General features: G+C 72.1%; 11 protein-coding genes. 7 read left to right on the top strand and 4 right to left on the bottom strand.

Features of this window, described 5'->3' with window-relative positions:
- Window positions 1-2: 2 nt before the first annotated feature.
- Complete coding sequence (locus ACIQK6_RS10150; protein WP_402694680.1) at window positions 3-1,925, bottom strand: bifunctional metallophosphatase/5'-nucleotidase; 1,923 nt, start codon at window positions 1,923-1,925, stop codon at window positions 3-5.
- A gap of 257 nt (window positions 1,926-2,182) precedes the next feature.
- Between ACIQK6_RS10150 and ACIQK6_RS10145 the strand changes: the two genes are divergently transcribed.
- The 6 genes from ACIQK6_RS10145 (at window position 2,183) to ACIQK6_RS10120 (ending at window position 8,450) form a co-directional block, all read left to right on the top strand.
- Window positions 2,183-3,925, top strand: a complete 1,743-nt coding sequence (locus ACIQK6_RS10145; protein ID WP_329098340.1) for an ABC transporter substrate-binding protein — start codon at window positions 2,183-2,185, stop codon at window positions 3,923-3,925.
- 23 nt (window positions 3,926-3,948) lie between these two features.
- Window positions 3,949-4,908 carry an ABC transporter permease gene (locus ACIQK6_RS10140; RefSeq protein WP_402694648.1) on the top strand — a complete coding sequence of 320 codons (960 nt, stop codon included), beginning with the start codon at window positions 3,949-3,951 and terminating at the stop codon, window positions 4,906-4,908.
- Window positions 4,905-5,891, top strand: coding sequence for an ABC transporter permease (locus ACIQK6_RS10135; protein WP_329098336.1), 987 nt, complete (start codon window positions 4,905-4,907; stop codon window positions 5,889-5,891). The genes ACIQK6_RS10140 and ACIQK6_RS10135 overlap by 4 nt, the downstream gene beginning before the upstream one ends.
- A complete protein-coding gene (locus ACIQK6_RS10130; protein ID WP_329098334.1) occupies window positions 5,891-6,952 on the top strand; it encodes an ABC transporter ATP-binding protein in 1,062 nt (353 codons plus the stop codon). Before ACIQK6_RS10135 ends, ACIQK6_RS10130 begins: the two co-directional genes overlap by 1 nt.
- A 140-nt stretch (window positions 6,953-7,092) precedes the next feature.
- A complete protein-coding gene (locus tag ACIQK6_RS10125) occupies window positions 7,093-8,028 on the top strand; it encodes an oligopeptide/dipeptide ABC transporter ATP-binding protein (RefSeq protein ID WP_329107562.1) in 936 nt (311 codons plus the stop codon).
- Between the two features lie 92 nt (window positions 8,029-8,120).
- A complete protein-coding gene (locus tag ACIQK6_RS10120) occupies window positions 8,121-8,450 on the top strand; it encodes a hypothetical protein (RefSeq protein WP_402694647.1) in 330 nt (109 codons plus the stop codon).
- Between the two features lie 36 nt (window positions 8,451-8,486).
- Here the strand turns inward: ACIQK6_RS10120 and ACIQK6_RS10115 are convergent, their stop codons facing one another.
- Window positions 8,487-10,544 (bottom strand): prolyl oligopeptidase family serine peptidase, encoded by a 2,058-nt coding sequence (locus ACIQK6_RS10115; RefSeq protein ID WP_329098331.1) that lies wholly within the window; start codon window positions 10,542-10,544, stop codon window positions 8,487-8,489.
- An 83-nt stretch (window positions 10,545-10,627) separates the two neighbouring features.
- On the opposite strand from ACIQK6_RS10115, the gene ACIQK6_RS10110 reads away from it, so the two are divergent.
- Window positions 10,628-12,181, top strand: a complete 1,554-nt coding sequence (locus ACIQK6_RS10110) for an MFS transporter (RefSeq protein WP_402694646.1) — start codon at window positions 10,628-10,630, stop codon at window positions 12,179-12,181.
- 16 nt (window positions 12,182-12,197) lie between these two features.
- On the opposite strand, the gene ACIQK6_RS10105 is transcribed toward ACIQK6_RS10110, so the two are convergent.
- Together ACIQK6_RS10105 and ACIQK6_RS10100 are read right to left on the bottom strand one after the other, a co-directional pair.
- Window positions 12,198-12,707: an FBP domain-containing protein gene (locus ACIQK6_RS10105; protein ID WP_329098330.1), complete on the bottom strand. Its 510-nt coding sequence runs from the start codon at window positions 12,705-12,707 to the stop codon at window positions 12,198-12,200.
- Between the two features lie 60 nt (window positions 12,708-12,767).
- A complete protein-coding gene (locus tag ACIQK6_RS10100) occupies window positions 12,768-14,210 on the bottom strand; it encodes a cytochrome P450 (protein ID WP_402694645.1) in 1,443 nt (480 codons plus the stop codon).
- Window positions 14,211-14,217 lie beyond the last annotated feature (7 nt).

Below are 14,217 nucleotides of genomic sequence, written 5' to 3'. Positions count from 1 at the left end.
GATCAGCAGGGCGGGCGGCCGCCGCCGCGGGCCGGAAGCGGCCGGTCCGCCGCGATGATCGCCGCCTCCGGGCGCGGTACCGGGGTGCCGTCGGGCAGGAGCAGCACCGGCGGGTCCACCACGGCGCCCACGTCGGCCGCCGCGGCGCCCGCGTTCGCCGCCGTGACCCGCCCCCTGGGCTGCGGGGCCAACACCCCCGCCTCCCGTACGTACGCCACGAAGCTCTCGAAGTCCCGTTGGTGCCGGTAGGGCTCCTGGAACTCGGAGAGGGCCGGATAGCCGTCGCTCGCTAGGAGCGTGTACGAGGGGGCCGCGAGCCGGTAGCTGCGGCCGAGGTCCAGCGGGAGGCCGTCGATGAAGACCTCCGCGGGATCCACCCGGTCCCCGACCGCCCCCCGCGCGTCGAAGCTGTAGCGCACGTTCCGCGAGACGGCGAGGGGAGCGAAGCGCAGTTCGCCGCCCTCCGCCGTCGTCCACTGCTCCTCCAGCGCGTCGTGGATCCGCTGTCCGGTCACCCACGCGCTGACGATCGGATCGCCGAACCCGATGGCCCGCCAGGCGTTGCCGAAGGTGACGGTGCCGCCCGACGCCGCGTCGAGGACGAGGTCCCCGGCGATGACCGCCTGGCCGACGCGGGGCGCCGCGGCGATCACGGCGAGCTCGGCCGGGACGTTGGGGTGGACGTTGGCGTCGTTCTCGGGGTCGGTGGGCCTGCTGCCCGCCCACAGCGCCCAGTCGGCGGCCAGGTTGCCCATGGTGCTCTCGCCCGCCGAGTTCCGGGTGCGCAGGAAGGAGCCGCTCTGCTGCCCGATCCGGGTCCGGTCGCGCGCGGCGGCCTGTCCGGCCCAGTAGGTGACGACCCCTTGCAGCTCCGGATGAGGGGCGATGTCGCGCGTGTTGGGATGGTTGGTGGACACCGTCAGTTCCCGGACCACCCGGCCGGTGAGCGGGTCGAGCCGCAGGTTGATCTCGTTGATGACCTGGCCGTAGCAGCCGGCCTCGACGAACGGGCGGGGGACGCCGTTCGGGTCGGGGACCATCATGTTGAACCGGGTGTGCCAGTGGCCGGTGACGATCGCGTCGATGTCCGGCGAGACCCGCAGCGCGAGGTCGAGGGCCGGGCCCGAGGGGTCGACGCCGCTGTTGAAGTCGGCTCCCGCCACCGCCCCGTCGTGCAGGCTGAGCACGATCGCGTTCACGCCCTGGCTCTTGAGCAGGGCCGCGTAGTGGTCGGCGGTGGCGACCGCGTCGAGGGTGGCGAGGCCCGGCTGGTAGGAGCCCGGGAAGCGTTCGCTGCCCACGGCGGTGAGGTGGATGAACCCGAGGGGCAGTTCCCGGCCGTCGGCGGTGGGGACCCGCTCGACGTGGTAGGCGGGCAGGACCGTCGTCCCGTCCTGGACCCGGACGAGGTTGGCGCTGTAGTAGCGGAAGTCGGCGCCGTGGAAGCGCAGGCCGGAGGAGTCGGTGAAGGAGGTGTCGCGACCCTCGACCGGGAACGGGACGCCCTGCTCCATGTGGCGCCGGAGCATGGCGGGGGACTTGTCGAACTCGTGGTTGCCGGCCGTCGCGAAGTCGAGCCCCATGCGGTTGAGGGCCTCGATGGTCGGCTCGTCGGCGAAGGCCGCGGCGTCGAACTCCCAGCCGGAGAAGGCGTCTCCGGGGGTGAAGAACAGGGAGTTGGGGTGTCCTTCGCGGAGTCGTTCGAGGTGGGCGGCCATGTACGCGACGCCGCCGACGGTGTAGCTGCGGCCGCCGTTGCCGACGATGACGGAGTTGCTGCCGGGTGCGCCCTGCAGGTAGCCGTGCAGGTCGGTGATGTCGAGGAGCTGGACGTCGACGTACTCGGCGGCGGTGGCTGCGTCCCGGGCATCGGCGGTGGCCCGCGCGGGGACCCCGAGCGCGAAGGTCGCCGCCACGGCCCCCACCGCGGTGAGGAAGTCCCGCCGCCCCGGTTCCGACGGTCCCGGTTGCCGTCGTGAACTCCTGCTCCGCTGCGTGGCCTTGGCCTGCGTGATCACACCCGGCATGTTCCCGCCCGCCGGGTCGGCTGTCGTGCCGACGCGCCGCGACCGGCCGCTTTGGACACGGCTGGATAACGGCGGCACCAACCCCTTGTCAGTGCAATTTCACATTACTATGTTACCGGTCACATCCTAGAGCGCGGCCCTTCACTGGAGTGACCATGACCAAGCGCACCCAACTCGCCCTCGCCACCGCCCTGGTGGCGGCTCTCGCACTCGGCGCCTCGGGCTGCTCCGACACCAAGAAGGGCCCGTCCGGTGCGGGCGGCGTCAACCCCGCCGCCGCCAACGACGGCAAGGTCCTCGGCGGGACCCCGGTCAAGGGCGGCACCCTCACCGTCCTGTCCAACCAGGACTTCGCGCACCTCGACCCCGCCCGCAACTGGACCATGCCGACCATGGACTTCGGCACCCGGCTGCTCTACCGCACGCTCGTCACCTTCAAGGCCGAACCCGGCAAGGCCGGCAGCGAGCTGGTCCCCGACCTCGCCACCGACCTCGGCACCCCCTCCAACGGCGGCCGCACCTGGACCTTCACCCTGAAGGAGGGCGTCAAGTACGAGGACGGCACGCCGGTCAAGGCCCAGGACGTCAAGTACAACGTCGAGCGGTCCTTCAGCCCCGACCTCACCGGCGGCCCCGACTACGCCGCCCAGTACCTGGCCGGGACCGAGGGCTACAAGGGCCCGCTCCAGGGGCAGCACCTGGACTCCGTCAAGACCCCCGACGACCGCACGATCGTCTTCGAACTGAAGCGCCCGGTGGCCGAGTTCTCCGCGACCGCCACCCTGCCGACCTTCGCGCCCGTGCCCCCGGCCCAGGAGAAGGGCACCCAGTACGACGCCCGCCCCTTCTCCTCCGGCCCGTACAAGATCGAGTCGTACGACCGCGACAAGAAGCTGGTCCTGGTCCGCAACGAGCACTGGGACCCGGGGACCGACACCGTCCGCAAGGCCTACCCGGACCGTTTCGTGGTGGTCATGGGCCTCAAGGGCGGCCAGATCGACGACCGGATCATCGCCGGCGAGGGCGCCGACGCCTCCACCGTCCAGTACGCCGACATGCGCCCCGAGAGCGCCCCCAAGGTGCTGCCCAAGCCGGAGATCAAGGCCCGGCTGCTCGCCGAGTCCCAGGGCTGTACGGAAATGCTGCACCTGAACAACTCCCGCGCCCCCTTCAACGACCCGAAGGTCCGCGAGGCCATGCAGTACGCCGTCGACAAGGAGGCCGTCATCACCGCGGGCGGCGGCCCGGCCCTCAACGAGATCGCCACCGCCTACCTCCCGCCGGCCCTCTCCGGAGGCAAGCAGGCCGACGTCCTGAAGATCGCCCCGGCCGGCGACCCGACCAAGGCCAAGGAACTCCTCAAGGCCGCCGGCAAGGAGTCCCTGAAGGTCTCCCTCTCCGTCTCCACCGGCGACAAGGGCAAGGCCGAAGCCATCCAGCAGGGCCTGTCCCGCGCCGGCATCGAGGTCGTCATCGACACCGTCGACCCGGGCGCCTACTACGACGTCATCGGCGACCTCTCCACCACCCCCGACATGACCCTCACCGGCTGGTGCCCCGACTACCCCTCCGGCTCCACCTGGATCCCGTTCGTCTTCGACGGACGCACCATCAAGGAGAAGGGAAACCAGGGCAACTACAGCCAGTTCCGCGACGAGGCCACCACGAAGCGGATCGACGAGATCAACGCCATGGCCGACGCCAAGGAGGCCAACCGGGCCTGGATCGACCTCGACGCCGCCCTGATGGCCAAGTCCCCGAACGTCCCGCTCCTCCTGGAGCGCAAGCCCCTTCTCGTCGGCACCAACATCGCGGGCGCCTTCGGCCACCCGGTGTGGACCGGCACCATCGACTACGGGACCGTCGGCCTCAAGGACCCCTCGAAGAGCCAGGGCTGAGGGCCCGAAGGATCCCCGCGGCCATGACCACCACAGCACCGGCACCGGTCCCCGACCCCGCCCCGGCCCGGCCCGCCGCAGCGCCCGGCAGCAGCCCCTGGCAGCTCGCCCGGCGCGAACTCCGCCGCCGCCCCGCCGTCCGCGTCAGCCTCGGCGTCGTCCTCCTCTTCGTCCTCATGGCCGTCACCGCCCCCTGGCTGGGCGCCCTCGGCGGCTGGTCCCCCAGCGAGTTCGACAAGACCGCCATCGACCCCTACCTCGGGGGACAGCCGCTCGGCACCCTCGGCGGGATCAGCCCCGAGCACTGGCTCGGAGTCGAACCCGTCACCGGCCGCGACCTGTTCGCCCGCGTCATCCACGGCGCGCAGGTCTCCCTCCTGATCGCCTTCGCCGGCACCGCCATCGTGGTGGTCGTCGGCACCGCCGCCGGGATCGCCGCCGGCTACTTCGGCGGACGCACCGACGCGGTCCTGTCCCGGCTCATGGACCTGACCATGTCCTTCCCCTCGCTGATCTTCATGATCGCGATGCTGTCCGTGGCCAAGGACGTCAACCGGATCGTGCTGATGACGGTCGTCATCGGGGTCTTCGGCTGGCCCGGCGTCGCCCGCGTGGTCCGCGGCCAGACCCTCTCCCTCAAACACCGCGAGTACGTCGACGCCGCCCGCGTGCGTGGCTCCGGACCCTGGCGGATCCTGACCCGCGACATCCTCCCGGGCGTCTCGGGCCCGGTCATCGCCTACACCACCCTGCTGATCCCCGGAATGATCAGCACCGAGGCCGCCCTCAGCTACCTCGGCGTCGGCGTCCGCCCGCCCACCCCCTCCTGGGGCCAGATGATCGCCGAGTCCGTGGCCTACTACGAGACCGACCCCATGTACTTCGTCATCCCCAGCGTCTTCCTCTTCCTCGCCGTGCTCGCCTTCACCCTGCTCGGCGACGCCCTGCGCGACATCCTCGACCCGAGGGGCGGCCGCAGTTGATCCTCTACCTCGCCCGCCGGCTGCTCGCCCTCGCCGGCGTGCTCCTCGCCATCGCCGCAGTCACCTTCCTCATCTTCTACGTCCTGCCCGCCGACCCGGCCGCGGCCGCCTGCGGCAAGACCTGCAGCGCCGAACGCCTGGCCGACGTAAGCGCGTACCTGGGCCTCGACCAGCCCCTGTGGCGCCAGTTCACCGACTTCCTCACCGGCATCTTCACCGGCCGGACCCTGGGAACCGGCCAGTACGCCGTCGCCTGCGACTTCCCCTGCCTCGGCTACAGCTACGAGAACTCGCTGCCCGTGTGGGACCTGCTGATGGACCGGCTCCCGGTCTCCGCCTCCCTCGCCGTCGGCGCCGCCGTGCTGTGGCTGCTCCTCGGCCTCGGCGCCGGGGTCACCGCCGCCCTGCGCAAGGACACCGCCACCGACAAGGCCCTGATGGTCGGCGCCGTCGCCGCCGCGTCCCTGCCCGTGTACTTCACCTCCGTCATGCTCATCTACGGCGTCATCCGCATCGCCGGCCTGCTGCCCTACCCCACCTACCGGGCCTTCACCGAGGACCCGCTCGCCTGGGCCACCAACCTGACCCTGCCCTGGATCGCGCTCGCCCTGCTCTACGCCGCCATGTACGCGCGCCAGAGCCGCGGCTCGATGATCGAGGCGATGGCCGAGCCGTACATCCGCACCGCCCGCGCCAAGGGCATGCCCGAGCGCACGGTCGTCGTCAAACACGGGCTGCGCTCCGGCATGACCCCGATCCTCACCATCTTCGGCATGGACCTCGGCGGACTGCTCGCCGGAGCCGTCATCACCGAGTCCATCTTCGGACTCCCCGGCATCGGGCGGCTGTTCTACGGAGCCCTGGTCAACTCCGACCAGCCCGTGGTTCTTGGCGTCACCCTGCTCGCCGCCTTCTTCATCGTCGTCGCCAACCTCCTCGTCGACCTCCTGTACGCCGTCATCGACCCGAGAGTGAGGTACTGATGGCCACGGCCGCTCCGCTCCTCGACGTACGCGACCTGAGCGTCACCTTCACCACCGGGCGCGGGACCGTGCGGGCCGTCGACTCGATCGGCTTCACCGTCGAGGCCGGCCGCACCCTCGGCATCGTCGGCGAGTCCGGCTCCGGCAAGTCCGTCACCTCGCTCGCCGTCATGGGCCTGCACCGCGGCCCGGTCGAGGTCAGCGGATCCGTGGCGCTGGCCGGACGCGAGCTGACCGGGCTGCCGGAACGGGAACTGTCCAAGGTCCGCGGCCGCCGGATGGCCATGATCTTCCAGGACCCGCTCTCCAGCCTGCACCCCTACTACACGGTCGGCGAGCAGATCGCCGAGCACTACCGCGTGCACTTCAAGGCCCGCCGGGCCGCCGCCCGCAGGCGCGCCGTCGACATGCTCGGCGAGGTCGGCATCCCGGAACCGGCCCGCCGCGCCGGGGAGTACCCGCACCAGTTCTCCGGCGGCATGCGCCAACGCGCCATGATCGCCATGGCCCTGGCCTGCGAACCCGACCTGCTGATCGCCGACGAGCCGACCACCGCCCTGGACGTCACCGTGCAGGCGCAGATCCTGGAACTGATCGCCCGACTCCAGCAGGAACGCGGACTCGGCGTCGTGATGATCACCCATGACCTGGGCGTCGTAGCCCGCGTCGCCCACGAGGTGCTCGTCATGTACGGCGGCCGGGCCGCCGAACGGGCCCCCGTGGACGAGCTGTTCGCCGACCCCGCCCATCCCTACACCCGGGGCCTGCTCGACTCGCTGCCCCGCCTCGACACCGCCGACGACGTTCCCCTGCCCTTCATCCCCGGCTCCCCCCCCTCCCTCCTCGCACCCGCCCCCGGCTGCGCCTTCGCCCCGCGCTGCCCCGTGGCCGCGGCCGGCCCGGACGACCGGAGGGCGCGCTGCTCGGCCGAGCGGCCCGCACCCGTCCCGTACGGCGCGTCGGGGCGGCTGGCCGCGTGCCATTTCGCGGGATCCGCCGCGACACCACCGGGCGACCCCGCGCCCGTGTTCCCTACGACCGCCCCGGGGGTGTCCCGATGACCGTCGGAGCCGATCCTTCCGCGAATGCCGCAGATCAGGCAGCAGATCAGGCAGCAGCTCAGGCCGCAGTCCGGGCCGTAGCCGAGGCCGCCGCCGGACCCGACCCGGCCGCGCCGCTGCTGTCCGTACAGGACCTCACCATGACCTTCCCCGGTCGACGATCCGTGACCGGGCGCCGGGGGGCGCCCGTGCGCGCCGTCGACGGGGTCTCCTTCGACCTGGCGGCCGGCCGGACCCTCGGCCTGGTCGGCGAGTCGGGCTGCGGGAAGTCCACCACCGGCCGGATGCTGGTGCGGCTGCTGGAGCCCACCTCGGGCCGAGTGGCCTTCGAGGGCAGGGACATCAGCCGCCTCTCCCCGTCCGCCATGCGCCCGCTGCGCAAGCACGTCCAGATGGTCTTCCAGGACCCGCACTCCTCCCTCAACCCCCGCCAGACCGTGGCCCGGATCATCTCCGACCCGCTGCTGGTGCAGGGCTGGAGCGCGGGGGACGCCCGCCGCCGAGCCGCCGAGCTGATGGAGCTCGTCGGCCTGATCCCCGAGCACATCGACCGCTACCCGCACGAGTTCTCCGGCGGCCAGGCCCAGCGCATCGGCATCGCCCGCGCACTGTCCACCAGCCCCCGACTGATCGTCGCCGACGAGCCGGTCTCCGCACTGGACGTCTCCGTCCAAGCCCAGATCGTCAACCTGATGGAACGGCTGCGCGCCGAACTCGGCCTCGCCTACGTCTTCATCGCCCACGACCTGTCGGTGGTCAAACGCGTCAGCGACCGGGTCGCCGTCATGTACCTCGGCCGGATCGTGGAAATCGGGGACAAGAAGTCCCTCTACGAGAACCCGCAGCACCCGTACACCCGAGCGCTGTTGTCCGCCGTCCCGCTGCCCGACCCGGCGGCGGAGCGGCGGCGGGAGCGGATCGTGCTGCTCGGCGACCCGCCGAGCCCGGCCGCTCCACCCCCGGGCTGCACCTTCCACCCGCGCTGTCCCAAGGCGCAGCAGATCTGTCGCACCGACCGTCCGCTCCTGCGACCCGCCGCCTCCCGCGAGGTGGCCTGCCACTTCCCTGGTGACTGACGGGGACCCATGGGAAGCGGCGGTGCCCCGGGGCCGAAGGCGTCCCCGGGGCACTGCCGTACGGTGCCGACCGCGTGGTTAGGGTCTTGGCCATGACTGCTGATCCGGAGTCCGGGAGGGTCCACCGCAACCCGCTGCGCACGATGACGGCCGCATCGGCGGTCCTCCTGCTGGCGCTGCACACCGTGGCGGGCTTCTTCCTTTACAGCGCGCTGCTCACCGAGTCCGAGGGGCCCTGGGATCGGTCGGTGACGCAGACCGTCCGGCTGATGGCCGTGCTCGGCCTGTCGGTGGAGCTCCTGGCCGTCGCGGTCACGGCGGTCTGCGTGAACACGGGCCGGCTGCGGCGCTGGTGGTACGCGCCGGTGGCAGCCGTGGCCTTCACCGCCCTGATCCGGATGGTCTTCGCCCCGCGGCCCTGACCGTCCGGCCGGCCGGCGGGGCACAAGAGACCGTGCTCAGGACAGTTCCCGACGGAAGAACTCCAGTTCCAGGGCCATCAGCTTCTCCCGGGTGCCGCCCGGGGTCATGTGGGTGACGCCGGGGAGGGCCAGCAGCTGGTGCGGGCGGCCGGCGTCCGTCAGCGCCCGGGAGAGGCGCAGGGTGTGGGACGGGTGGACGTTGTCGTCGGCCAGGCCCGTGATCAGCAGCAGCGGGCGGGACAGCTTCGGCGCGTCGGGTAGCAGCGAGTCCCGCTCGTAGACCTCCGGGTGCTCCTGCGGAAGGCCCAGGTACCGCTCGGTGTACGCCGTGTCGTAGTGCCGGAAGTCGGTCGGCGCGGCCCCGGCCGCCGCCGCGTGGAAGACGTCGGGGCGGCGCAGCACGGCCATGGCTGCGAGGTAGCCGCCGTAGGACCAGCCGCGCACCCCGACCCGGCCGAGGTCGAGGTCGCCGTGGCGGGCGGCGAGCGCGTGGAGCGCCGCGACCTGGTCCTCGAGGGTGACCTCGGAGAAGCCGCGGTACATGGCGTGCGTGTGGGCGGGGGAGACGTAGGGGGTCCCGCGGTTGTCGACGGTGACCACCGCGAAGCCCTGGTCGGCCCACCACTGGCGGTGCTGGCGGCGGCGCGGGTCGGCGGTGACGTCCTGCATGCCGGGGCCGCCGTAGCCGTCGACCAGGACGGGCAGCCGCCGGCCGGGGACGTGATCGCGGGGCAGTACGAGGGCGGTGGGGATGCCGCGCTCGGTGACCCGCTCCAGGACCGCCTCCACCCGGTAGGGCAGCGGCTCGGACAGGTCGGCGGGGGAGAACTCCCGCCCGTCGGGGGTGCGTACCGTGCGGCGTACCCCGTCGGCGTCGGCGGTGGTCAGCAGCAGGGTCCCGGCGGACGCGGACACGGAGTGCACGCCGGGCCCGTCGGCGACCGGGGTCAGCTCCCCGGTCGCCGGGTCCAACAGCAGCACCTGCTGCTCGGACGGGTCGCGCAGGCCCGCCTCGATCAGCAGCCGGCCCTCGTGGACCCCGGCCACGGCGCGGACCTGGATCCCGTCCCCGGTGAGCAGTTCGCCGTCCACCGCGAGGGCGCGGGCGGCGCCGCCCGGGGTGTCGGCGGAGGTCAGCATCCGTCCGTCGGAGAGGCGGGCCGGGGTGCCGGGGACCAGCGGGTCCACCCACTGCGGGTGCGTGGTGCGGGACAGCTCCCGGGTACGGCCGGTGGCCGGGTCGGCGGAGAGCAGCAGGACGCACTGCTGGAGCTGGTCCTGGACGGTCAGCAGGATCTCGTCGGCGGACTCCCAGCCCGCTTCGGAGACGTACGGGAAGGCGTCGGCGTCCCAGTCGAGCCGTATCCGGGTCCCGCCGTCGCCGAGCACCCACAGCTGGACGTCGGCGTTGGGCCCGCCCGCCTCGGGGTAGGCGAAGTCCTCGGCCGGCAGCTCCGGGTGCGCCGGGTCGGCGAAGTAACGCCGCTGGAGGGCGGATTCGTCGACCCGGGCGGCCAGCAGGGCGAGCCCGTCCGGGGACCACCAGTGGCCCCGGTGGCGGCCCAGCTCCTCGGCGGCGGCGAATTCGGCGAGGCCCCAGCGGGCCCCGTCGTCCGGGCTGATCCGGCCGCCCGGGGCGACGTACAGGACGTCGTCGGCGACGTACGCGGTGCGCGAGCCGTCGGCGTTCGGCCGCGGGTCCAGCGCGGGTCCGGCGGCCGGGATCTCCTTCGGGGTTCCGGCGCCGCCCGCGGCGACCTCGAAGAGCCGCCCGTACAGGGCGAAGGCGGCGCGCAGGCCGTCGCCGGACAGGGCGTACGAGCCGATGCCGGCGGCGACGAGCCGGGTCCGCTCGCGCAGTCGGCGCTCGGCCGCGGGAAGGGGACCGGGCTCGGGGCACAGTTCGCGGGGATCGGCGAGCCGGGTCTCGGCGCCGGTGGTGGTGTCGAGCACCCAGAGCGAGTCGAAGGCGTCGGCGGGGCCGGTCGACCGGAGGAACCAGAGCAGCCGGCCGTCGTCCCCGAAGGCGAAGGCGCGCGGGGCACCGTAGGTGAAGCGGGCCGTGCTCGCGGAAAGCCTGAGGAAGTCATCCATGATCGTAGTGTGACATGTGAAATGTCACTACCACTAGGCTGTTCGAGTGGTGACCCCAGAGACGCGGGCTTAGCGTCGAAAAGGTGGATCCGAACGCATCGCCGAGCAACAGCGGGACCGAAGGCAAGGTCCGGGGAAGCGGCAGCGGACTCGCCCTGTTCGTCATCGCCTCCTGTCAACTCATGGTCGTCCTCGACATCACGATCGTGAACATCGCACTGCCGCACATCCAGACCGCCCTCAACTTCTCGACCGAGAGCCTTTCCTGGGTGGTTAACGCCTACACCCTCGCCTTCGGCGGGCTGCTGCTCCTCGGCGGCCGCACCGGCGACATCCTCGGCCGCAAACGGGTCTTCATCTTCGGCGTCCTGCTCTTCGGGCTCGCCTCGCTCCTCGGCGGACTCGCCCAGAACGAAGGCCAGTTGATGGCCGCACGCGCCCTCCAGGGCGTCGGCGGCGCGATCGCCTCCCCGACCTCCCTCGCGCTGATCACCACCACCTTCCGCGAAGGCCCGGCCCGAAACCGGGCGTTCGGCGTGTTCGCCGGCGTCTCGGCCGCCGGCGGTGCGATCGGGCTCCTCGCGGGCGGAATCCTCGTCGAATGGCTCGACTGGCGCTGGGTGCTCTTCGTCAACGTCCCCATCGCCATCGTGATCGCGGTGCTGGCCACGAAGGTCCTGCACGAGTCCGAACGCCACCCCGGACACTTCGACTTCGCGGGCGCGCTGCTGTCCACCCTCGGCATGGTCTCGCTCGTCTACGGCTTCATCAGGGCATCCCAGGAGGGCTGGCGAGACCCGGTCACCCTCGGCTCCTTCGGCGCCGCCGTGGTCCTGCTGACCCTCTTCATCCTCAACGAACGGCGCTCGCCGCAGCCGATCACCCCGCTGCACATGTTCGCCGACCGCAACCGGGCCGGGACCTACGGCATCATGCTCATGCTCGCCTGCGCGATCTTCGGCATGTTCTTCTTCCTGACCCTCTTCGTGCAGATCGTGCTGGGCTTCAGCCCGATCCAGGCCGGCCTCGCCTTCCTGCCGGTCAGCGCGGTGATCGCGGTCGGCGCGGCGACCACCGCGAAACTGCTGCCGAAGTTCGGCCCCAAGCCCTTCATGGTCACCGGTGCGCTGTCCTCGGCGGCCGGCCTCGCCTGGCTGACACAGACCGACGTCGACTCGACGTACCTCGGCAGCATCCTGGGCCCGATGCTGCTCTTCGCCCTCGGCATGGGCCTGCAGTTCGTCTCGCTGACGCTGATGGCCCTGTCCAACGTCACCGACCGGGAGTCGGGAGCGGCGTCCGGACTGCTGAACACGATGCAGCAGGTGGGCGGCTCGCTGGGCCTGTCGATTCTGGTGACCGTCTACGGCACGGCGAGCCGCAACGAGGCCAAGGAGCAGATCCCGGAGTTCCTCAGCACCGCCGGCCCGGTGCAGAAGGCCTTCTTCCAACGCACCGGGCAGCTCCCGAAACCGTGGGGCGACCAGGTCCTCACCTCCGGCATCAGCGCGGCCTTCGTCGTGGCCTCCCTGTTCACCCTGGTCGGTGCGCTGATCGCACTGTTCGTCATCCAGGTGCGCCCCTCGGACCTCGCTCGCCTCCAGGGCAACCACAAGCCGGCGGCCGACCGGACGTAAGGGGCCCGCTACGCCGCTACGCCGCGGTGACGCGGGCCGCGAAGGCGTCCAGGTTGTCGGACATGCGGGCGAGCCGCTCGTCCAGCGTCAGGGACTCCTCGTACTGCCCGGCCCGCAGCTTCGCCTGGCGCTTGCCGCGCACGTACAGGGGGCAGGCGAGGTCCGCGCAGATGTAGGTGCCGACCGTGTTGCCCTCGCGGCCGCGGGCACCCGCGAGCGGCGCGGCGAGCAGGGTGACCCCGGAGGAGGCGTGACCCGTCAGGCAGATCTGACACAGGCTGGACTTCACCACACTGGTGCGGCCGACGGCCGGGACGCGCAGTGAGATCCCCAGCGGACCGTCACGGTCTTCCCGGGGCAGCACGAGATGGGCCCGCAGGGGCGCTCCCGGGTCCACCCACCCCAGGAAGTCCAGGTCCTTCCAGGGCAGTTCGGCGAAGTCGAGCGGCAGGCGCAGCCGCGCCGCCTCGCCCTTCGTGCAGTTCACGAAGGACGAGCGGATCTGTTTCTCGGTGAGTGGTTCCACGGGCATCGACACTATGGCCTGCCCTGACCTGCCCGCATCCCGTATATCCGTGACAAGGGACTACGAGAGGGTGTCCGGGCGTCGGATCCGGCAGCGCGCCGGGCCGGTCGTCCGCAGGGTGATCCCGGCGCCGACCGGGACCTCGGTGTCCACGGCCTCGAAGGCGTAGGCCCGCAGGATCATCGCCAGCGCGATCACCGACTCCAGCATCGAGAAGTGCTGCCCGATGCAGGCGCGCGGGCCCCCGCCGAAGGGGAACCAGGCGTAGCGCGGACGGGCTGCCTCCGCTTCGGGCGTGAAGCGCTCGGGATCGAAGCGGTCCGGGTCCGGCCAGTAGGCGGGGTGGCGGTGCGTCACCCAGGGCGCCAGGATCACGTCCGCGCCCGCGGGGACGGTGTGCTCGCCGATCCGGGTGGTGGCGACGGCCTTGCGCCCGATGACCGGCGCGGCCGGATAGAGCCGCATGGCCTCCTTGAGGACCCGGGTGAGGTACGGGAGCCGCTCCAGGTCGGCGGCGCCGGGCGTACGGTCGCCCAGCACGCGGGAGACCTCCTCGCGGGCCCGGTCCTGCTCCTCGGGGTGGCGGGCCAGCAGGTGCAGGGCGAAGCAGAGGGAGGTGGCGGTCGTCTCGTGCCCGGCGAGCAGGAAGATCAGCACTTGGTCGCGGAGCTCGGCGGCGTCGAACTCCCCGTCGCCCGCACTCCGGGCGGCGGCGAGCAGCGTCAGCAGGTCCTCGCCGGGAGTGCCGGTGCCGGCCCCGGTGCCGGCCCCGGTGCCGGTCTCGGCCCCGGTCTCGGCGCCGGGGCGCCGGCGCTCCGCGATGATCCTGTCGCAGACCCCGTAGAGCTCGTCCATCGCGGCCGCCGCGCGCCGGTTGCCGGGGGTGGGCCATTGGCGCGGGACGTTGGCGGGTGAGTAGCCGCGGCGCAGTACGTAGTCGGTGATGACCGGGAAGCATTCGGCGACGACGTGGGCGGTGGCCTCGACGTCGGTGCCGAAGAGGATGCGGGCGACGGCGCGCAGGGCGAGGTGCGTCATCTCGTCGGAGACGTCCACGATGCCGCCCGGGACCCCGCCCCAGGCGGTGATGACCGCTGCGGTCTCGGCGGCGATCGCCTCGGCGTAGCCGTCCACCCGGCGCCGGGTGAACAGCGGCTGCACGAGCCGGCGCTGGCGCAGGTAGTTCTCGTCCTGACTGGTCAGCAGTCCGTTGCCGACGGACTCCCGGACCTCCTGGTAGAAGCGGTTGTCCTTGCGGAAGCGGGCCGCGTCGGAGGCCAGCACCTGCTGGGCGCCCGCGGGGGAGAAGACGCAGTACAGCTCGGCGCGCATCCCGGGCGGACCGGCCGTGATCCGTACCAGGTCACCGTGTTGCTGCTGGGCCCGTAGATAGGTACCGAGGGAGTCGGACTTCAGGTCGAACAGCGACCCGACCAACGGCACCCCGGCGAGCCCGGGCACCACCTTACCGGTCCCCGCTGCGGAGTTCGTTCCCACGGCCACGGCAGCC

The sequence above is a fragment of the Streptomyces sp. NPDC091682 genome (genome assembly GCF_044756625.1).
Taxonomy (GTDB): domain Bacteria; phylum Actinomycetota; class Actinomycetes; order Streptomycetales; family Streptomycetaceae; genus Streptomyces.
The sequence above is the reverse complement of the archived record's forward strand: the minus strand, read 5'-3'. Positions and strand labels throughout refer to the sequence as shown.